14 protein-coding genes are annotated in these 20,087 nt (G+C 70.7%); 9 read left to right on the top strand and 5 right to left on the bottom strand.

Annotated features, from left to right (window positions below; genetic code table 11):
- Window positions 1-8: 8 nt before the first annotated feature.
- Window positions 9-1,052: a zinc-dependent alcohol dehydrogenase family protein gene (locus ACWCQS_RS08735; protein ID WP_451003922.1), complete on the bottom strand. Its 1,044-nt coding sequence runs from the start codon at window positions 1,050-1,052 to the stop codon at window positions 9-11.
- Between the two features lie 112 nt (window positions 1,053-1,164).
- Complete coding sequence (locus tag ACWCQS_RS08730) at window positions 1,165-3,462, bottom strand: MMPL family transporter (protein ID WP_451003773.1); 2,298 nt, start codon at window positions 3,460-3,462, stop codon at window positions 1,165-1,167.
- A gap of 161 nt (window positions 3,463-3,623) precedes the next feature.
- Here ACWCQS_RS08730 and ACWCQS_RS08725 point away from each other — a divergent pair, with 161 nt between their 5' ends.
- From ACWCQS_RS08725 to ACWCQS_RS08710, 4 genes are all read left to right on the top strand, one after another.
- Window positions 3,624-4,268, top strand: a complete 645-nt coding sequence (locus ACWCQS_RS08725; RefSeq protein ID WP_451003772.1) for a TetR family transcriptional regulator — start codon at window positions 3,624-3,626, stop codon at window positions 4,266-4,268.
- A 117-nt stretch (window positions 4,269-4,385) separates the two neighbouring features.
- Window positions 4,386-5,324, top strand: a complete 939-nt coding sequence (locus ACWCQS_RS08720) for a PrsW family intramembrane metalloprotease (RefSeq protein WP_451003771.1) — start codon at window positions 4,386-4,388, stop codon at window positions 5,322-5,324.
- A gap of 86 nt (window positions 5,325-5,410) precedes the next feature.
- Complete coding sequence (locus ACWCQS_RS08715; RefSeq protein WP_451003770.1) at window positions 5,411-5,650, top strand: heavy-metal-associated domain-containing protein; 240 nt, start codon at window positions 5,411-5,413, stop codon at window positions 5,648-5,650.
- 91 nt (window positions 5,651-5,741) lie between these two features.
- Window positions 5,742-8,018, top strand: a complete 2,277-nt coding sequence (locus tag ACWCQS_RS08710; RefSeq protein ID WP_451003769.1) for a heavy metal translocating P-type ATPase — start codon at window positions 5,742-5,744, stop codon at window positions 8,016-8,018.
- A 940-nt stretch (window positions 8,019-8,958) separates the two neighbouring features.
- Here ACWCQS_RS08710 and ACWCQS_RS08705 read toward each other — a convergent pair.
- The 3 genes from ACWCQS_RS08705 to ACWCQS_RS08695 all read right to left on the bottom strand — a co-directional run bounded on the left by ACWCQS_RS08705 (window position 8,959) and on the right by ACWCQS_RS08695 (window position 13,791).
- The gene (locus ACWCQS_RS08705) at window positions 8,959-10,248 is read right to left on the bottom strand and encodes a citrate synthase (protein WP_208900767.1); all 1,290 of its coding nucleotides are present in this window, start codon (window positions 10,246-10,248) and stop codon (window positions 8,959-8,961) included.
- A gap of 240 nt (window positions 10,249-10,488) precedes the next feature.
- Window positions 10,489-12,768, bottom strand: coding sequence for an SF1B family DNA helicase RecD2 (gene recD2, locus ACWCQS_RS08700; protein WP_451003768.1), 2,280 nt, complete (start codon window positions 12,766-12,768; stop codon window positions 10,489-10,491).
- Between the two features lie 294 nt (window positions 12,769-13,062).
- On the bottom strand, window positions 13,063-13,791 hold the full coding sequence (locus ACWCQS_RS08695; RefSeq protein ID WP_451003767.1) for a dienelactone hydrolase family protein: 729 nt from the start codon (window positions 13,789-13,791) through the stop codon (window positions 13,063-13,065).
- A 298-nt stretch (window positions 13,792-14,089) separates the two neighbouring features.
- On the opposite strand from ACWCQS_RS08695, the gene ACWCQS_RS08690 reads away from it, so the two are divergent.
- From ACWCQS_RS08690 to ACWCQS_RS08670, 5 genes are all read left to right on the top strand, one after another.
- Window positions 14,090-14,584: a YbaK/EbsC family protein gene (locus ACWCQS_RS08690; RefSeq protein WP_451003766.1), complete on the top strand. Its 495-nt coding sequence runs from the start codon at window positions 14,090-14,092 to the stop codon at window positions 14,582-14,584.
- 51 nt (window positions 14,585-14,635) lie between these two features.
- Complete coding sequence (locus ACWCQS_RS08685) at window positions 14,636-15,325, top strand: SDR family oxidoreductase (RefSeq protein ID WP_451003921.1); 690 nt, start codon at window positions 14,636-14,638, stop codon at window positions 15,323-15,325.
- Window positions 15,326-15,470: 145 nt separating this feature from the next.
- Entirely contained in the window at window positions 15,471-16,514 is a 1,044-nt protein-coding gene (locus tag ACWCQS_RS08680) for a LacI family DNA-binding transcriptional regulator (protein WP_451003765.1), read from the top strand.
- Complete coding sequence (locus ACWCQS_RS08675) at window positions 16,511-18,055, top strand: sugar ABC transporter ATP-binding protein (RefSeq protein ID WP_451003764.1); 1,545 nt, start codon at window positions 16,511-16,513, stop codon at window positions 18,053-18,055. Before ACWCQS_RS08680 ends, ACWCQS_RS08675 begins: the two co-directional genes overlap by 4 nt.
- Complete coding sequence (locus tag ACWCQS_RS08670; protein ID WP_451003763.1) at window positions 18,045-20,000, top strand: ABC transporter permease/substrate-binding protein; 1,956 nt, start codon at window positions 18,045-18,047, stop codon at window positions 19,998-20,000. Before ACWCQS_RS08675 ends, ACWCQS_RS08670 begins: the two co-directional genes overlap by 11 nt.
- Window positions 20,001-20,087 lie beyond the last annotated feature (87 nt).

Below are 20,087 nucleotides of genomic sequence, written 5' to 3'. Positions count from 1 at the left end.
GGCCGCTCTCAGCGCCACGGCTCGATGACCGTGACCCCGGCCCCCGGTGCCGTCCCCATCGCCGCGAGTGCCGCCGGTGCGGCGTCGAGGGTGATGGTGGACGTCACCAGGAGGTCGGGGCGCAGGGCGCCGGAGCGGACCAGGCGGAGCATCTCGGGGTAGGTGTGGGCGGCCATGCCGTGGCTGCCGAGGAGTTCAAGCTCCAGGGCGATGGCACGGGCCAGCGGGACGGGGGTGGTGCCGTCGGCCGAGGGCAGCAGCCCGACCTGGACGTGCCGGCCGCGGCGGCGCAGGCCGTTCACGGAGTTCGCGCAGGTGGCGGGCGAGCCAAGGGCGTCCAGGGAGAGATGGGCACCGCCGCCCGTCAGCTCCCGGACGGCGGCGGCCGTGTCCGGTGTGCCGGTCGCGTCCAGGCACTGCGCGGCGCCGAACTTCCGCGCGAGGTCGAGCGCCTGGGGTGACACGTCGACGGCGATCACGCGTGCCCCGGCCGCCGCCGCGATCATCACCGCCGACAGCCCGACCCCGCCGCAGCCGTGCACCGCGACCCGCTCCCCCGCCGCCACCCGGCCCTGCTGCACCACCGCGCGGAAGGCGGTGGCGAAACGGCAGCCGAGCGCGGCGGCGGTGGTGTACGCCATGTCGCCCGGGATCGCTACCAGGTTGACGTCGGCGTGGTCGAGTGTGACGTACTCGGCGAAGGAGCCCCAGTGGTGGAAGCCCGGCTGGGTCTGGCGTTCGCACACCTGCTGGTCGCCCGCCGCACAGGCCGGGCAGGTGCCGCAGGCGCAGACGAACGGCGCGGTGACCCGGTCGCCGGGCCGCCACCCAGTTACCCGGGAGCCCACCGACGCGACGACACCGGCGAGTTCGTGCCCGGGCACGTGCGGCAGCGTGATGTCGGGGTCGTGGCCCATCCAGCCGTGCCAGTCGCTTCGGCAGAGGCCGGTCGCTTCGACCCGCACGACGACGGCGTGCTCGGCGGGTTCCGGGTCGGGTACGTTCCGCACCTCTGCCGGCTCACCGTATTGCTCGAAGACCACCGCTCGCATCTGCGCTCCCATCGCCGTTGCGGTCTGCGGGTACATCGTGGCTGGTCGCTCCCCCAAGGTCTCGGCTTCGCTCGAACCCTGGGGGACCCCCATCGCGGCGGTAGCCGCACATTCAGCGCAGTCCCGCGCCCCTGTCGGGGCTCTTGTCGTCCCCCTCGCTCACACCGAACCGTTCGTGGAAGCGCCGCAACGGCGCCGGCGCCCACCACGTGGCCCTGCCCGTCAGCCGCATGATCGCCGGTACCAGCAGGCTCCGGACGACCATCGCGTCCATCAGGACCGCGAGGGCGATACCCAGGCCGAGCATCTTGGTGTTGGTCACCCGGGAGGTGCCGATGGCGACCATCACCACCGCGAGGATGACCGCCGCCGCGGTGATCAGCCCGCCGGTGCGCTGGAGTCCGTGCCGCACCGCCGCGTCGTGGTCGCCCGTGCGGTCGTACTCCTCCTTGATGCGGGAGAGCAGGAACACGCCGTAGTCCATGGAGAGCCCGAAGGCCACGCAGAACATCAGCACGGGCAGGGTGGTCTCGATGGAGCCGGAGCTGGTGAAGCCGAGCGCGCCGGAGAGGTGGCCGTCCTGGAAGACCCAGACCACGGCACCGAACATCGCGGTCAGACTGAGCGCGTTGAGCACCACGGCCTGCACGGGTATCAGCACGCTTCCGGTGAGCAGGAAGACCAGAAGGAGCGTGACGACGGCGATGAACACGGCCGCCCAGGGCAGGCGCTGGGCTATCGCGTGCTTGGTGTCGACGAGGACGGCGGCCGTGCCGGTCACCTTGGCGCCGAACGGCGCATGCAGTGCGCGTATGTCGCCCACCAGGCGCTGGGCCGGGTCGTCGACCGCTTCGCCCTTCGGCTGCACCGTGAAGTAGGCGGCATCGCCCCTGACCAGCGGGCCGTCGACGCGGGCCACCTCGGGCAGGGCGGCCACCTGCTGCTTGTAGGCGGCGTACTGGGCAGCGGTGGCCCTGCCCTCGGCGAGGACCTCCAGACCACCGCCGGGGCTGCCCGGGAAGCCCGCGCGGATGTGCTCCTGCACCACATGGGACTCGGCGGTCGAGGGCAGCTGGCGGTCGTCGGCGGTGCCGAACTTCACGCCCAGGAACGGCAGTCCGAGGATGACCAGGAGGACCGTGGTGCCCAGCGCGAAGAGAGGGGCGCGGCGCATCACCAGGCCGGCGGCTCGCGCCCAAGCGGTCCCGGTGGTCGCCGTGGTCCCGCTGGTCGCCGTGGTCCCGGTGGCCCCCTCGGCGGGCTTCGGGGCGCGTCGGCGGCGGAACAGGCGCCGCAGGTCCAGGGAGTTGACGCGGTGGCCGAGCAGGACCAGCGCGGCCGGGAGCAGGATCAGGGCGGCAGCCGCAGCGAGCAGGACCACGGCGATGCCGGCGTAGGCGAAGGACCGCAGGAAGTACTGCGGGAAGACCATCATCGCGGCCAGGGACACCGCCACCGTGAGGGCGGAGAACAGGATCGTGCGGCCTGCGGTGCGCAGGGTCGTACCGACCGCCGTCAACGGGGTGGCGCCCGTGGACAGTTCCTCGCGGAAGCGGCGGACGATGAACAGGGCGTAGTCGATGGCCAGGCCGAGGCCGAGCGCCGTGGTGAGGTTGAGCGCGAAGACGGAGACGTCGGTGAAGGCCGTCAGACCGCGCAGGACGGCGTTGGTGCCGAGGATGGCGACGATGCCGATGCCGAGCGGCAGCAGGGCGGCGATCGCGCTGCCGAAGACCATCACCAGCAGCACCAGCGTGATCGGCAGGGCGATCATCTCCGCGCGGGCCAGGTCCTCCTTGATGATCGTCTGCATCTCGTGCCGGACCGCGACGACACCGCCGATCTTCACCTGAACCGGGCCGTGCGCGCCCCGGTAGTGCGGGGCGATGCGGTCGAGCGTTCTGCCCATCGCGTTGTCGTCGCCGGTGATGCGGGCGGCGATCAGCGCCTCGTGGCCGTCCTTGGCGCGCAGGGCCGGTGACCTGCTCTGCCAGTAGGAGCCGACGCCGGTCACGCCCTTCTCCCCCGCCAGCCGGCCGGCCAGGTCGCGGGCCTCGGCGGCGACCTGCGGATCGTCGACGGAGGCTCGGCCCGAGTCGACCATGAGCAGCAGGTTCGGCTGGGAGTCGGGGAACTCGCGCTCCAGGGCCTTGGTGGCGTAGGTCGACTCGGCGGCCGGATCCTCCCAGCCGCCACTGCCGAGACGGTCCGCGACGCCACCGCCGGCCAACACGGCGAGGGCGGTGAGCACCAGGGCCACCAGGAGTGACAGGCGTGGGCGGGCGGTGACGAAGCGGGTGTAGCGGCCGGGCCGGGGCGGTGTCCGCTCAGGCGTCCCCTCCGGCGCGCCTTCCGATGTCCCCTCGGACGCCCCCTCGCCCGTCCGCGGCGGCGTGTTGACTTCGGTCATCTTGCGGTGTCCCCTTCACCGTGACCCATGTCTGTGCAGGCAGGCAGCATGAGTCGGTCATTGCCAATAGACTGACAAACACGAGAGATCGCTCGCGTTTCTCTAGAATGCGAGCGACCACTCGCATTTGTCAATCACGTTCGGAGAGCTGGGGATAGCGCGTGCCCGACAACCCGCAGACACAGAAGGAGCAGCCGCGTCGCCGGCAGGCCCGCGGGGAGCGCCGTATCGCCCAACTGCTCGAAGCCGCCGCTCGGGTCTTCTGCACCACCGGCTACACCGCCGCCAGCACCAACGCCATCGCGCGCGAGGCCGGCGTCTCACCGGGCACGCTCTACCAGTTCTTCCCGAACAAGGAGGCGATCGCGATCGAGCTGGGCGACCGGCTCGTGCACGAGATGCGGGAGACATACGGCGAGGCGCTGGCCCCCGTCGACCCCGCCACCCCGCTGGAGGAGGCCATCGGTTCCGCCATCGACCGGTTCATGGCCTTCAACACCGAGCACCCGGTGTTCTTCGCACTGATGCACGGCCCCGACATCCCGGGCCGGATGGCCGAGACGCACGACCAGCTGCACTCCACGCTGACCGGCCGGATCGAGGACCTGCTCGCCTCCCTCATGCCCGGCGCCACCTCGGCCGACGTCACCCGCACGGCGCACATCTGCCTCGGCATCTACAAGTCCGGCCTGGAGCTGGTCCTCGCCCATGAGGGCCCCGAGCGCGCGGCCTACGTCCAGGAGATCAAGAACGTCCTGGTCCGCTACCTGCAACCGCTGGTGGGCGACCGTCTCGGCCGCGGGTGATCCGGGAGGCCCCAGGCACAGGCCCCCGTGCCCCCACCGCTCCACCCGGACTGCGGCCCCTGGCGCATCTGCCTAGAGTGCGGATAGATCGCCCAGCCGCTGTCCGAGGGGATCCCCGTGAGCCACTCCCCGCCTCCCGGCACACCCAAGGCCCGCATTCCCGGCCCCCAGCAGCCGCCACCGCCGTACCCCCGCATCACCGCGGGCCTGTGGCGGCGCTTCGCGGGCGGCGGGCTCGCCCTGTGGGCGCTGATCTCGTGGGTCACGTACGAGACGCGGAACAGCACGCTGCTGCCGACGCTGATCCTGCTCGGCAGCTTTCTCGTGCCAGTCGCCTTCATGCTGTGGGCGTACGAGCGGCACGGCCGTGACCTGGGCGTCAGCGCGATCCTCGGCTCATTCCTGGCCGGCGGGACCCTCGGCGTGCTCGGCGCCTCGCTGTCGGACTCGCATGTGCTGTACCCCTCGCCGGTGACGTTCACCGGCGTCGGCCTCATCGAGGAGGCCGCCAAGCTCGTGGCGCTGGTGTTCGTGCTGCGCCGGCAGCCGGCCATCCGCGGCCTGCGCGCCGGACTGGTGCTCGGCGCGGCCGTCGGCTTCGGCTTCGCCGCGCTGGAGAGCGCCGGGTACGCCTTCAACGCGGCCGTCTCCACCGAGGGCACCGATCTGCGCGCCCTGCTGGAGACGGAGATCCTGCGCGGGCTGCTCGCCCCCTTCGGGCACGGGCTGTGGACCGCGATCGCCGGTGGCGTACTGCTGTCCCGGCGCCGCCTGAACGGGCACTTCCGCGTCTCCGCCCCGGTCGTCGGCACCTGCCTGGGCGTGACCCTGCTGCATGCGCTGTGGGACTCCACGCGCGGCATCGCGGTCTGGGTGGTGGCCCGGCTGACCGGCAGCGGACCGGAGAGCCGGTTGTTCGCGCCGGGGTACCTCGTCCGGCCGAGCACCGAGCAGGAACACCTGTTCACGCTGTTCTCGGTCGGCGGGCTGGCCTTGGTGGCTCTGGCCGGGGTCGGCTGGGTGCGGTCGCTGGCGCGCCGGGGCCCCTCTTGGTGAGGTACCCCCTAGGGGTATAGTGTGGAGAGCGTGGGGTTCCCTCGCGGGCCCCACCGGCCCCACACGCCTCGACGAGGAGTAACGACATGACCGCCCACACCGACACCCCCGGCTCCGTCACCGCCGTCTACAAGGTGACCGGCATGAGCTGCGGCCACTGCGAGGGCTCCGTCTCCGGCGAGATCTCCCAGCTCCCCGGCGTCAGCTCGGTGAAGGCCGTCGCGTCCACCGGCGAGGTGACCGTGGTCTCCGAGCACCCGCTGGACGACGAGGCCGTGCGCGCCGCCGTGGACGAGGCCGGCTTCGAGCTCGCCGGCCGGGCCTGACAAGCCCGCATTCTTCCCATTCCCCGACCGGGCCGTGCCGACCAGCTGATACTGCCTCCGCACGGTCCGGTCCGATGTCTGGAGTCCGGACATGACGAGCACCACCGCAGAGACAGCCATAACCACGGGTGAGACCTCCGAAGCAGAGCTGCTCATCGGCGGGATGACCTGCGCCTCCTGCGCCGCCCGGGTGGAGAAGAAGCTCAACCGGATGGAGGGCGTCAGCGCCACCGTCAACTTCGCCACCGAGAAGGCGAAGATCACGTACGGCGCGGGCGTCCAGCTCGCCGACCTGATCGCCACCGTGGAGCGGACCGGCTACACCGCCGAGGAGCCCACGCCGCCGGCGCCCGAGCCCGAGGCGGCCCCCGAGGCCCCCGGGCAGGACCCGGAACTCGGCGCGCTGCGGCACCGCCTGCTCGTCTCCGCGCTGCTCGCCGCGCCCGTGGTGCTGCTCGCGATGATCCCGGCGCTGCAGTTCGACAACTGGCAGTGGCTCTCCCTCACGCTCGCCGCGCCGGTCGTCGTCTGGGGCGGATGGCCCTTCCACCGGGCCGCCTGGACCAACCTCCGGCACGGCGCCGCCACCATGGACACCCTGGTCTCGGTCGGCACGCTGGCGGCGTTCGGCTGGTCGCTGTGGGCGCTGTTCTTCGGTGACGCGGGCGTGCCCGGCATGCACGACGAGTTCCGCCTGACCCCCGGAGCGGTAGCGACCAGTGTCACCGCGCGCATGGACGGCGCCTCCACCATCTATCTGGAGGTGGCCGCCGGAGTCGTCGCGCTGATCCTGCTCGGCCGCTATCTGGAGGCCGGCTCCAAGCGGCGCGCGGGCGCGGCCCTGCGGGCCCTGATGGAGCTGGGCGCCAAGGACGTGGCGGTGCTGCGGGACGGCCGCGAGGTGCGGGTCCCGGTGTCGTCCCTGGCCGTCGGCGACCGGTTCGTCGTACGGCCCGGAGAGAAGATCGCCACCGACGGCACGGTGGTGGAGGGCGTGTCCGCGGTGGACGCGGCCATGCTGACCGGCGAGTCGGTGCCGGTCGACGTCGGCCCCGGCGACCGGGTCACCGGCGCCACGGTCAACGCGGGCGGGCGGCTCGTCGTCCAGGCGACCCGGGTCGGCGCCGACACCCAGCTCGCCCGGATGGCGAAGCTGGTGGAGGACGCGCAGAACGGCAAGGCCGAGGTGCAGCGGCTCGCCGACCGCATCTCCGCGGTGTTCGTGCCCGTCGTCATCCTCATCGCGCTCGGCACTTTCGGCGTCTGGCTGGGCCTCACCGGGGACACGGTCGCCGCGTTCACCGCCGCCGTCGCCGTGCTGATCATCGCCTGCCCCTGCGCGCTGGGCCTCGCCACACCGACCGCGCTGATGGTCGGCACCGGGCGCGGCGCCCAGCTCGGCATCCTCATCAAGGGCCCCGAGGTGCTGGAGTCCACCCGCCGCGTCGACACGGTCGTCCTCGACAAGACCGGCACCGTCACCACCGGCCGGATGACCCTCCAGGCGGTGTACGTCGCCGCCGGCGAGGACGAGAAGGAGCTGCTGCGGCTCGCCGGCGCCCTGGAGCACGCCTCCGAGCACCCGGTCGCCCGCGCTATCGTGGCCGGCGCGGAGGAACGCGCCGGAGCGTTGCCCACGGTCGAGCACTTCGAGAACGTCCCCGGGCGGGGCGTGCGTGGGCGCGTGGACGACCATGCGGTGGCCGTGGGGCGCCTGTACGATGAGCTGCCGGAGGAGTTGGCCCGTGCGGCACGCGCGGCCGAGCTGGAGGGTCGTACGGCCGTTGTGGCCGGCTGGGACGGGCAGGCCCGCGGGGTGCTCGCCGTCGCCGACGCGATCAAGGAGACCAGCGCCGAGGCGGTACGCGAACTGCGTGCGCTGGGCCTGCGGCCGGTGCTGCTCACCGGGGACAACCGCACGGTCGCCGAGGCGGTCGCCAAGAGCGTCGGCATCGACTCCGGGGACGTGTTCGCCGAGGTCCTCCCCGAGGACAAGGTGGACGTCGTACGACGGCTGCAGCGCGAGGGGCGAGCCGTGGCGATGGTCGGCGACGGCGTGAACGACGCGGCCGCGCTGGCCACCGCCGACCTGGGCCTCGCCATGGGTACCGGCACGGATGCGGCGATCGAGGCCGGCGATCTGACCCTCGTCCGGGGCGATCTGCGGGTCGCGGCCGACGCCATCCGGCTGTCCCGGCGGACGCTGGCCACCATCAAGGGGAACGTGGTGTGGGCCTTCGGCTACAACGTGGCCGCGCTGCCGCTGGCCGCGACGGGGCTGCTCAATCCGATGATCGCCGGTGCCGCGATGGCCTTCTCCTCGGTCTTCGTGGTGACCAACAGCCTGCGGCTGCGACGCTTCCGCTGAAGTCCCGTGGGGTTACCGGCGGTTCGCTCCAGCCGAAGTAAGAGACCCTCTAGAGTCCGGCGCGAGCCTCACATAAGCTCTTCACAAGGCTCGCGCATCATCCTTACGCTTGGGCTCCGATCGTCGTATCGGGGCTCTTGCGCACCTAAGGGACATATGCAAGAGACGCAGATCACAGTGATGCGAACGTAACCATCGAAGGGGTTCGAAGGTCTAAGTTGGCGATGTCAGCACAGCGTCTTGGGGGGCGCTGACTGGCATCTGGGGATGTCTTGGGGGACTTCCTCAGAGATGCGTTGCCGGGGCACGTGCGCCGGGAAGCTTTGAGCGGCCCTCCCAGCGTGCGTTGTCCCGGCAGATCGCAGTGCATCACTGGAGCAGGACGAGTTTTGCTCATTCTGCTCGAAGACAGCGATTCAGGCGCTGTCCTCTCCGAGCGCCCGGCCGGATCCCGTGGGGGGAATCCGCACCGGGACATGGGAAGGCGCCCTGGTCGTCGGCCCGTGGGGGGACCGGCGTCTCAGGGCGCCTTCTGCTTTTCGCATGTCTGTACGATTTTTCGGTTGCCTCTACGACTTCTTCCGCGACGAGTCCGTCAAGCGCCGGGAAGCGCACCGCGCCCCGGGCGCCCGGAGGAAACGAACTCGGCGCCCCCTCGACCGACACGAAGTCGAGCCCGACCGCGCGCTTGGCCCTGCTGCCAAGCTGGACGGCATCCCCGTGGGGCGACCACCCGAACGCCGAGCGCCTGGACGCCGACTGCCCGGCCTCCGGCCGCCCCGGAGCCATCGGCCGAACCGGACCCCGGCCATACCGAACCCACCAGCCGAACCGAACCCCGGCCATGCCGAACACGCAGCCCGGGAAGCCGGCCGGTACCGCCGCCGCGGAAAGCCGGCAACGAGGGGCACCACCGGGATGGCGCCCCCACCGGCAGGTGTCAGCGCTCCTCGACCGGCACGAAGTCGCGCAGTTCCACGCCCGTGTAGATCTGGCGCGGGCGGCCGATGCGGGAGCCCGGCTCCTTGATCATCTCGGTCCACTGGGCGATCCAGCCCGGCAGGCGGCCCAGGGCGAACAGGACCGTGAACATCTCGGTCGGGAAGCCCATGGCCCGGTAGATCAGACCGGTGTAGAAGTCGACGTTCGGGTACAGCTTGCGCTCGACGAAGTAGTCGTCGGACAGCGCGTGCTCCTCCAGCTTCAGGGCGATGTCGAGGAGCTCGTCCTCCTTGCCCAGCGCGGAGAGCACATCGTGCGCGGCGGCCTTGATGATCTTGGCTCGCGGGTCGAAGTTCTTGTAGACCCGGTGGCCGAAGCCCATCAGACGGACGCCGTCCTCCTTGTTCTTCACCTTGCGGATGAAGGTGTCGACGTCGGAGCCGGAGTCGCGGATGCCCTCCAGCATCTCCAGCACGGACTGGTTGGCACCGCCGTGCAGCGGGCCCCACAGCGCGCTGATGCCGGCCGAGATCGAGGCGAACATGTTGGCCTGCGAGGAACCGACCAGGCGGACCGTCGAGGTCGAGCAGTTCTGCTCGTGGTCGGCGTGCAGGATCAGCAGCTTGTCCAGCGCGGCGACGACGACCGGGTCCAGCTCGAACTCCTGCGCCGGGACCGAGAAGGTCATACGCAGGAAGTTCTCGACGTAGCCGAGGTCGTTGCGCGGGTAGACGAACGGGTGGCCGATCGACTTCTTGTACGCGTACGCCGCGATCGTCGGAAGCTTCGCGAGCAGCCGGATCGTGGAGAGGTCGCGCTGCTTCTCGTCGAACGGGTTGTGGCTGTCCTGGTAGAAGGTGGACAGCGCCGAGACGACCGAGGACAGCATGGCCATCGGGTGGGCGTCGCGCGGGAAGCCCTTGTAGAAGTTCTTGACGTCCTCGTGCAGCAGGGTGTGCCGCGTGATGTCGTTCTTGAACGTCGAGAGCTCGTCGACGGTGGGCAGCTCGCCGTTGATCAGCAGGTACGCCACCTCGAGGAAGGTGGAGCGCTCGGCCAGCTGCTCGATGGGGTAGCCGCGGTAGCGGAGGATGCCCGCCTCGCCGTCGAGGTAGGTGACCGCGGATTTATAGGCGGCCGTGTTGCCGTAGCCGCTGTCCAGAGTCACCAGACCGGTCTGGGCGCGGAGCTTCCCGATGTCGAAGCCCTTGTCGCCGACGGTGCTGTCGACCACCGGGTAGGTGTACTCGCCGTCGCCGTACCGCAGTACTACAGAGTTGTCGCTCACGTCTTCCCTCACCGACGTAGTGCCTCATCTTCGAGGTGCCCTGACTGTCTCTACCATCCCCCATTTGGCTCAGGAGAGTGCACTCGGGGTCGACCATTGGGCCTATTGGCGGCACTCAGTGCCGCCAACCTGCTCATCCTGCCCCCTCCGAACGGCATCTGGAAGTGCTCTGTGACCTTCACGACTCATTTGATCGATCATTTTTTGTGATGCAGGTCGCTGCGCCTGCTCAACGGCAGGTCAGGAGCCGTGCAGCCGGAAATCCAGTGCCGTGCACCGCCGTCCCGCGGACACCGTGCGCACCGCCTGTCCGATCGCCTTGCGTGAACCGACGAGAACGACCAGTCGCTTGGCCCGTGTCACCGCCGTGTACAGCAGGTTCCGCTGCAGCATCATCCATGCCCCGGTCGTGACGGGAATCACCACAGCGGGATATTCACTTCCCTGCGAACGGTGGATGGTGACCGCGTACGCGTGCGCCAGTTCGTCCAGTTCGTCGAATTCGTACGGAACCTCCTCGTCCTCGTCCGTCAGCACCGTGAGCCGCTGGTCGACCGGATCGAGCGAGGTGACGACACCCACGGTGCCGTTGAAGACACCATTCTTCCCTTTCTCGTAATTGTTGCGAATCTGGGTGACCTTGTCGCCGACCCGGAAGACCCGGCCGCCGAACCGCTTCTCGGGCAGGTCGGGCCGGCCGGGGGTGATGGCCTGCTGGAGCAGGCCGTTCAGCACGCCCGCACCGGCCGGCCCCCGGTGCATCGGCGCGAGCACCTGCACATCCCGGCGTGGATCGAGCCCGAACTTGGCCGGAATCCGGCGGGCGGCCACGTCCACGGTGAGCCGGCCGGCCTCCTCCGTGTCGTCCTCCACGAAGAGGAAGAAGTCCTTCATCCCCTCGGTGAGCGGATGCTGCCCCGCGTTGATCCGGTGCGCGTTGGTGACGACACCGGACTGCTGGGCCTGCCGGAAGACCCGGGTGAGCCGGACGGCCGGGATGGGGCCGCCCTCGGCGAGCAGGTCGCGCAGCACCTCCCCGGCGCCGACGCTGGGCAACTGGTCGACGTCACCGACGAAGAGCAGATGGGCGCCGGGCGGCACGGCCTTGACCAGCTTGTTGGCGAGCAGGAGGTCGAGCATGGACGCCTCGTCGACGACGACGAGATCGGCATCGAGCGGCCGGTCCCGGTCATAGGCGGCATCCCCACCGGGCTTGAGCTCCAGCAGCCGGTGGACGGTGGAGGCCTCGGCACCGGTCAGCTCGGACAGGCGCTTGGCGGCACGTCCGGTGGGGGCGGCGAGCAGCACCTTGGCGCGCCTGGCGCGGGCCAGCTCCACGATCGAGCGGACGGTGAAGGACTTGCCACAGCCGGGCCCGCCGGTGAGCACCGCGACCTTCTCGGTGAGCGCGAGCTTGACGGCGGCTTCCTGCTCCGGGGCGAGATCGGCGCCGGTACGGCCTTTCAGCCAGCCGAGGGCTTTGCCCCAGTCGACCCCCTGGAAGCCGGGCATGCGGTCCTGGTCCGTGCGCAGGAGGCGCAGGAGCTGGGAGGAGAGGGAGAGTTCGGCGCGGTGGAAGGGGACGAGATAGACGGCGGTGACGGGTTCGGAGTCGTCGCCGTCGGGGCCGGGCACCTTCTCCCGTACGACACCGGGATCGTCCCGTACGACACCGGGGTCGCCGCCGTCCTGAGGGGGTTCGGCCAGCTCGGCGAGGCACTCGATGACAAGCCCGGTGTCCACGGCGAGCAGCTTCACCGCGTCGGAGATCAGCCGCTCCTCGGGCAGGAAGCAATGGCCCTGGTCGGCGGACTGGGACAGGGCGTACTGCAGCCCGGCCTTCACCCTCTCCGGGCTGTCGTGCGGGATACCGACGGACTGGGCGATCTTGTCGGCGGTGAGGAAGCCGATGCCCCAGACGTCGGCGGCCAGGCGGTAGGGGTGTTCCTTGACGATTCGGATCGACGAGTCGCCGTACTTCTTGTAGATCCGTACGGCGATGGAGGTGGAGACCTCGACCGTCTGCAGGAAGAGCATGACCTCCTTGATCGCCTTCTGCTCCTCCCAGGCGTCGGCGATCTTCTTGGTGCGCTTGGGGCCGAGGCCGGGGACCTCGATGAGCCGCTTGGGCTCCTCCTCGATGATCCGGAGCGTGTCCAGCCCGAAGTGCTGGGTGATCCGGTCGGCGAAGACCGGTCCGATCCCCTTGACGAGGCCGGACCCGAGATAGCGCCGGATGCCCTGGACTGTGGCGGGCAGGACGGTCGTGTAGTTCTCCACATGGAACTGCTTGCCGTACTGAGGGTGCGAGCCCCAGCGGCCCTCCATCCGCAGGGATTCCCCGACCTGGGCGCCGAGCAGCGCACCGACCACCGTGAGGAGGTCGCCGCCGCCTCTGCCCGTGTCGACCCGGGCGACCGTGTAGCCATTCTCCTCATTGGCGTACGTGATGCGTTCAAGCACGCCGTCCAGCGTCGCGAACCGCCGTTCGCCGGTCTGGGTCCCCGCCTGTTGAGCCATGATCCGACGGTACCGGTGGGGTGTGACAGGGCGGTGGGGGTGAGCCGCCCGGAGTTGTCTGCCACGGAGTGAGCACGTGGCCGTTGTGGGGCGCGGGTGCGCATCGCGGGCGTGGCGGGTGGGTCGGCGGCTTGCGGGTCGAGGGGGGAGGAGCGGGTGGGCGGGTCGGTGGTGGTGGGAGTGGAAGAGCGGTGTCGCGTCAGGCCGTGGTCGGCCGCCGCGTGGGTGCCGGGTGCGCCGGCCGGGACGAGGTGAGTCGGTCCGGCCGGCGCGTCCGGGGTGTGGTGGTGTCGGTCAGTTCAGGTGCCGGGCGAAGAACTGCAGGGCGTTGTCCACTTCGAAGGACGGGACGTCTCCGTGCTTGCCGGGGTTGGCGTGCAGTGTCTTCTCCGGCGAGGCGAAGGCGTCGAACAGCGCCAGGCTCTGGTCGCGCGGCACCATCTGGTCGTCCCACTGGACCAGGAACTGCACCGGCACGGTGATCCGCGCGGCGTCCTCGGCCAGCCCGTGCACACCGAGCAGGCCCAGCACGGCGGCGCGGATCCGGGGCTCTGCCGCGATGAGCGGGATGCCGAGGCCGCAGCCCATCGACATGCCGCAGTAACCCACCGGGCCGGCGCCGACGTGGTCGAGGCTCTGGACGGCGGTCAGGACCGCCTGCCAGTCCGCGACCGCCTGGCCGGCCAGGTGGCTGTGCATGGTGGCGACCAGTGCGCCCGGGTCCTCGCCCGCGGCCATGCCGGCCCGCAGGTGGGCCGCTATGCGGCCGAACTCCTCGTCCTGGGGTCGGTCGCCGTGGTTGGGCGCGTCGATCGCGACCACCGCGAAGCCCTCGGCGGCGTAACGGCGCGCACGGGTCACGGTGTTGGGCGCCGTCTTGTGCTGCCTGCCGCCGTGGCCCAGCAGGATCAGGGGGCGGGGGCCGGAGGCGTCTTCCGGCGTCCAGAGCACGCCGGGGATCTCGTCGAGGGTGAAGAACTGCTCGGTGACGCCGTCCGACGACGTCCGGGAGATGAAGCGCATCAGCGTTTCGGGCCTTTCGGGATGCCTTGTGCGGGCGCTCCCTAGGCCATGCGGAAGAGGGAGCCCCGACGCGTCACAGTGTTGATCGGACTCACCTCCTCAGTTGCGCAGTAGTGCACGGCGCCGCCGAAGCTACCACAGGGATCGTGCGGGATCGGAGGATTTGTGCCAACGGGCTCTGGCGGAGCCCCAGGTCGGCCTCCTGCTTTCGGGGGGCGTGGAACAAAGCTGCCGATCAGTGCCGTTCCCCGTCCTGGGATCCGGTCAACTCCCTTGTTCGGGCGGTAATCTGGGGCGGGTGAGTGATCCCGTATCCGTCGAGCCGCCGGACGTGCTCACCGCGCTCGGCGCCGTCTTCCGGCTGTGTGAGCATCCCGGTGTGGTGGAGCCCGTCGAGGTGTGCGCCGCCCTGGGCGTTCCGCTGGAGCGGACCGTGAAGACCCTGGCCTTCGTCACCCCGAAGGACCGGCTGCTGCTGGCCGCGCTGCCCGGTCATGCGCGGCTGCGGTACGGCCCCCTGGCGCGGGCCGCCGGGCTACGCCGCGGCGATCTGTCCCCTGCCGGCGCCGGTCGGCTGGCGCGGGCGGGGATGCGGCCCGGCGGGGTGTGCCCGGTGTCGTCGGACGGGGCCGCGCTGGTCGTCTTCGACGAGACCGTCGGTGGTCTGGGGCGTGTGCACTGCGGCAGCGGGCGGGCCGACAGGAGTATCGAGATCGAGGCGCGGGCGCTTGTCGCGGCTGTGCCGGCTGCCGTCACGACGGCGATCGGGGACGTGCCCGGCGGGCGCGCATGAACACACTGTGCGGGCGTGGTACGGGGGGCGTGAGGTGACCGCGTGACCGGGATCGTGCGGATCGAGGGCGCCACCGCGCTCGTGACCGGCGCCAACCGCGGGCTCGGGCGGGTGATGGCCCGGATGCTCGTCGAGCGGGGGGCGCGGCGTGTCTACGGTGGGGCCCGTGATCCGCGCGAGGTCGCGGAGCCCGGTGTCGTTCCGGTACGGCTCGACGTCACCGATCCCGCCCAGGTGGCCGCGGCCGCCGAGACGTGTGCCGACCTGACCCTGCTCGTCAACAACGCCGGAGTGCTCACCGACAGCCCGCTGCTGGCCGCGCCCGACCTCGCGGCCGCCCGCACGGAGATGGAGGTCAACTACTTCGGCACGCTCGCCATGTGCCGCGCCTTCGCGCCGCTGTTGGTCGGCAACGCGCCCGGCGCCATCGTCAACGTGCTGTCCATCGCCAGCTGGTTCACCAACCCGGCGATGGGCTCGTACAGCGCCTCCAAGGCCGCCGCCTGGGCCATGACCAACGGGGTCCGGGAGGAGCTGCGGGACACCGGTGTCCTTGTCGTCGGCGTGCACTGCGGTTACATCGACACGGACATGGCCGCCCATGTGAGCGGGCCCAAGAACACGCCGGAGTCGATCGCCGCGCAGGCCTTCGACGCCGTCCAGGCCGGTCGTACGGAAGTCCTCGCCGACGAGCGCACCCGGCGGGCCAAGGCCGGTCTGGGGCGTCCCGGCCCCGCCTGACCCTCCGGTCACGATTAGGTTTCGGACAACCTTCAACCTCTTGCCTCTTTCCGTGTAATCGTTTCCAATCCTTCCTACGGCGTGGATGTAATCGTTTCCACGACCGCACGGATCTCAGGAGTCTCACAAGGAGGTGAGCCGGGAGATGGCGAGCATCAAGGACGTCGCAGCCGAGGCAGGGGTCTCCGTCGCCACGGTCTCGCGCGTCCTGAACGCGCACCCGTCGGTCAGCGCCGACGCACGCACGCGCGTGCTGGCCGCCGTCGAGGCGCTCGGGTATCGGCCCAATGCCGTCGCCCGGTCCCTGCGCACCGACCAGACCCGCACCCTCGGGCTCGTGATCAGCGATGTGCTCAATCCCTACTTCACCGAGCTGGCCCGTTCCGTGGAGGAGGAGGCCCGTGCGCTCGGGTACAGCGTGATCATCGGCAATGCCGACGAGCAGCCCGAGTTGCAGGACCACCACGTGCGGAACCTGCTGGAACGGCGGATCGACGGGCTGCTCGTCTCGCCCACCGACGGCGGCTCTCCGCTCATGCTCGACGCGGCCCGCGCCGGGACCCCGATGGTCTTCGTCGACCGGTGGATCCCGGGGGTCGACGTGCCCGTCGTACGGGCCGACGGGCGGAGGGCCATACGGGATCTGGTCGCGCATCTGTACGCGCTCGGGCACCGGCGCCTCGCGATCATCGCGGGGCCCGCCGCCACCACGACCGGCAGCGAGCGCGTCGAGGCCTTCCGGGAGGCGATGGGCGAGTACGGCCTTCCGCTTCCGGAGGCCTACACGGGCCAGGGCGACTTCCAGGCCGAGAGCGGGCGGCGGGTCACCGAGGGCTTCCTGGATCTGCCCGAGCCGCCGGAGGTCGTCTTCGCCACCGACAACCTCATGGCACTCGGTGCCCTGGACGCCGTACGCGCGCGTGGGCTGCGCGTACCGGACGACCTCGCACTGGCCGCGTTCGACGACATCCCGTGGTTCGTGCACACCGATCCGCCCGTCACCGCGATCGCCCAGCCGACCGGCGAGCTGGGACGGGCCGCCGTACGCGCCCTGGTCGATCGCATCGAGGGGCGGGCGGCCGCGTCCGTCGCCCTCACCGCCCGGCTCGTCGTGCGCCGCTCGTGCGGCGAGCCACCCGCCCCATCTCCAGTGCAGTCCCCCTCCCCAGTGCAAAGGAGCACGTCGTGAGCAACCCGGACGAGTTGCTGCGCATCGAGGGCATACGCAAGACCTTCCCCGGCGTGGTCGCGCTCGACGGCGTCGACTTCGATCTGCGCCGGGGCGAGGTCCATGTGCTGCTCGGTGAGAACGGCGCCGGCAAGAGCACGCTCATCAAGATGCTCTCCGGGGCCTATACGCCCGACAGCGGCCGGATTCGCGTCGGCGGTCAGGAGGTGCGCATCCATGGCGCGCCGAACGCCGAGCGGCTCGGGATCGCCACCATCTACCAGGAGTTCAACCTCGTTCCCGATCTGACCGTCGCCGAGAACATCTTTCTCGGGCGGCAGCCCCGTCGGTTCGGGCTGATCGACCGGAAGCGGATGGAGGCCGACGCCGAGGTCCTGCTGCGGCGCGTGGGCGTGAATGTGTCGCCACGCGCGCGTGTGCGTGAACTCGGCATCGCGCGGCTGCAGATGGTCGAGATCGCCAAGGCGCTCAGCCTGGACGCGCGCGTGCTCATCATGGACGAGCCGACCGCCGTGCTCACCTCGGAGGAGGTCGAGAAGCTCTTCGGCATCGTGCGGTCGTTGCGGGCGGACGGCGTGGGGGTCGTCTTCATCACGCATCATCTGGAGGAGATCGCCGCCCTGGGTGACCGGGTCACCGTCATCCGGGACGGCAAGAGTGTGGGGCAGGTGCCCGCCTCGACCCCCGAGGACGAGCTCGTGCGGCTCATGGTCGGGCGGTCCATCGAGCAGCAGTATCCGCGGCAGCGGCCCGAGAAGGGCGCCGCGTTGCTCAGTGTGGACGGGCTCACCCGTGACGGTGTCTTCCACGACGTGAGCTTCGAGGTGCACGCCGGTGAGGTCGTCGGGATCGCGGGGCTTGTGGGCGCGGGCCGTACCGAGGTGGTGCGGGCCGTGTTCGGGGCGGATCCGTACGACGGCGGGGCGGTGAAGGTCTCCGGAGCCGCGCTCAAACGGCATGACGTGAACGCCGCGATGGCCGCCGGGATCGGGCTCGTGCCGGAGGACCGCAAGGGGCAGGGGCTGGTGCTGGACGCCTCCGTCGAGGAGAACCTCGGGCTGGTGACCATGCGGGCCGCGACCCGGGCCGGACTCGTCGACCGCAGGGCGCAGCATGTCGCCGCCGAGCGGATCGCCGGGCAGCTGGGCGTGCGGATGGCGGGCCTCGGGCAGCACGTGCGGACCCTGTCCGGCGGCAATCAGCAGAAGGTCGTCATCGGCAAGTGGCTGCTGGCCGACACCAAGGTGCTGATCCTCGACGAACCGACGCGGGGCATCGACGTCGGCGCCAAGGTCGAGATCTACCAGCTCATCAACGAACTCACCGCTCAGGGTGCCGCCGTGCTCATGATCTCCAGCGATCTGCCGGAGGTGCTCGGCATGAGCGACCGGGTGCTGGTGATGGCCCAGGGCCGGATCGCCGGTGAACTCGCGGCCGCCGAGGCCACCCAGGACGCCGTCATGGCACTCGCCGTCTCCACCCCGGCCACCGAAGCCGGCGCCACCCCAACCACCCAGAAGGAGGCCACCCGTGGCCACTGACACGCTCAAGAGCCGGTCGGGCGCGAGTGGCGCCCCCGCCCCGGGGGCCTTGCGCCGGCTGCTCCTCGACAACGGCGCGCTCACCGCGCTGATCGTTCTCGTCATCGCGCTGTCGGCGCTGTCCGGGGACTTCCTGACGACCGACAACCTGCTCAACATCGGCGTCCAGGCGGCCGTGACGGCCATCCTCGCCTTCGGTGTGACCTTCGTGATCGTCTCGGCGGGCATCGATCTGTCCGTCGGGTCCGTGGCCGCGCTGTCGGCGACCGTGCTGGCCTGGAGCGCCACCCAGCACGGTGTGCCGGTGGCGGTCGCGGTGCTGTTCGCCGTCGCCACGGGCGTGGTCGCGGGTCTGGTGAACGGTTTCCTCATCGCCTACGGCAAGCTGCCGCCGTTCATCGCGACGCTGGCCATGCTGTCGGTGGGCCGTGGTCTCGCCCTGGTGATCTCGCAGGGCTCCCCCATCGCCTTCCCGGCCTCGGTCTCGCACCTCGGGGACACCCTCGGCGGGTGGCTGCCGGTGCCGGTGCTGGTCATGGTCGTCATGGGGCTGATCGCCGCGCTGGTGCTGGGGCGGACGTACATAGGCCGCTCGATGTACGCGATCGGCGGCAACGAGGAGGCCGCGCGGCTGTCCGGTCTTCGGGTGAAGAAGCAGAAGCTCGCGATCTACGCGCTGTCCGGCATCTTCGCGGCCGTCGCCGGCATCGTGCTGGCCTCCCGGCTGTCCTCGGCGCAGCCGCAGGCCGCCGACGGCTATGAGCTGGACGCGATCGCGGCGGTCGTCATCGGCGGTGCCTCGCTCGCGGGCGGCACCGGCAAGGCGTCCGGCACGCTGATCGGCGCGCTGATCCTGGCGGTGCTCCGCAACGGCCTCAACCTGCTGAACGTCTCCGCCTTCTGGCAGCAGGTCGTGATCGGTGTCGTCATCGCGCTGGCGGTGCTGCTGGACACCGTGCGCCGCAAGGCCGGCGCGACTCCCGTCGCCTCCGGCGCGGGCGGGCCGAAGGGCAAGCAGGCGGCGACCTACGCCCTCGCGGCCGTCGTCACCGTCGCTGTCGTCGGCGCGACCTCCTTCCTGCACAGCGGGTCCTCGTCCGCCACGAGCCCGAAGATGGGCCTGTCGCTGTCCACCCTCAACAACCCGTTCTTCGTGCAGATCCGGGCCGGCGCCCAGGCCGAGGCGAGGAAGCTGGGCGTCGACCTGACCGTGACCGACGCCCAGAACGACGCCTCCCAGCAGGCCAACCAGCTGCAGAACTTCACCAGTTCGAACCTGGGCGCGATCATCGTCAACCCAGTGGACTCGGACGCGGCGAGCAACTCGGTCAAGGCCGCCGACAAGGCGAGGATCCCGGTGATCGCCGTCGACCGGGGCGTCAACAAGGCCGCCGTGAACGCGCTGGTGGCCTCCGACAACGTGGCGGGGGGTGAGCTGGCCGCGAAGACCATCGCCGAGAAGCTCGGCGGCAGGGGCAGGATCGTGATCCTGCAGGGTCAGGCGGGAACCTCGGCGGCCCGGGAGCGCGCGCAGGGCTTCGCGCAGGGTCTGAAGGCCTACCCCGGCATCCAGGTGGTGGCCCAGCAGCCGGCCGACTTCGACCGCACCAAGGGCCTCGACGTGATGTCGAACCTGCTCCAGGCCCACCCCGACGTCCAGGGTGTCATCGCCGCCAACGACGAGATGGCGCTCGGCGCGATCAAGGCGCTCGACTCCAAGGCCGGGAAGTCCGTCCAGGTCGTCGGTTTCGACGGCACCCCGGACGGGCTGACGGCGGTGAAGAACGGCACGCTGTACGCGTCGGTCGCCCAGCAGCCCACCCAGTTGGGGAGGATCGCCGTGGACAACGCGCTGAAGGCGGTCCAGGGCAAGAAGGTGGAGCCGACGGTGAAGGTGCCGGTGAAGGTGGTCACGAAGGACAACGTGGCCGGTTTCAGCGGCTGACAACGGGCGGCGCGGGCGGGCGGTCGTACACCATGGGTCACCCGGCATGGGTCACCATGGGTGACGGCCGCCCGCCTGGGGGCATCT

The sequence above is a fragment of the Streptomyces sp. NPDC002076 genome (genome assembly GCF_053593835.1).
The sequence above is the reverse complement of the archived record's forward strand: the minus strand, read 5'-3'. Positions and strand labels throughout refer to the sequence as shown.

Bases quoted from the DNA above. Each gene is read 5' to 3' on its own strand.
- recD2 (WP_451003768.1), bottom strand. From the start codon at position 12,768: ATGGCTCAACAGGCGGGGACCCAGACCGGCGAACGGCGGTTCGCGACG.
- ACWCQS_RS08715 (WP_451003770.1), top strand. From the start codon at position 5,411: ATGACCGCCCACACCGACACCCCCGGCTCCGTCACCGCCGTCTACAAG.
- ACWCQS_RS08730 (WP_451003773.1), bottom strand. From the start codon at position 3,462: ATGACCGAAGTCAACACGCCGCCGCGGACGGGCGAGGGGGCGTCCGAG.
- ACWCQS_RS08680 (WP_451003765.1), top strand. From the start codon at position 15,471: ATGGCGAGCATCAAGGACGTCGCAGCCGAGGCAGGGGTCTCCGTCGCC.
- ACWCQS_RS08710 (WP_451003769.1), top strand. From the start codon at position 5,742: ATGACGAGCACCACCGCAGAGACAGCCATAACCACGGGTGAGACCTCC.
- ACWCQS_RS08735 (WP_451003922.1), bottom strand. From the start codon at position 1,052: ATGCGAGCGGTGGTCTTCGAGCAATACGGTGAGCCGGCAGAGGTGCGG.
- ACWCQS_RS08695 (WP_451003767.1), bottom strand. From the start codon at position 13,791: ATGCGCTTCATCTCCCGGACGTCGTCGGACGGCGTCACCGAGCAGTTC.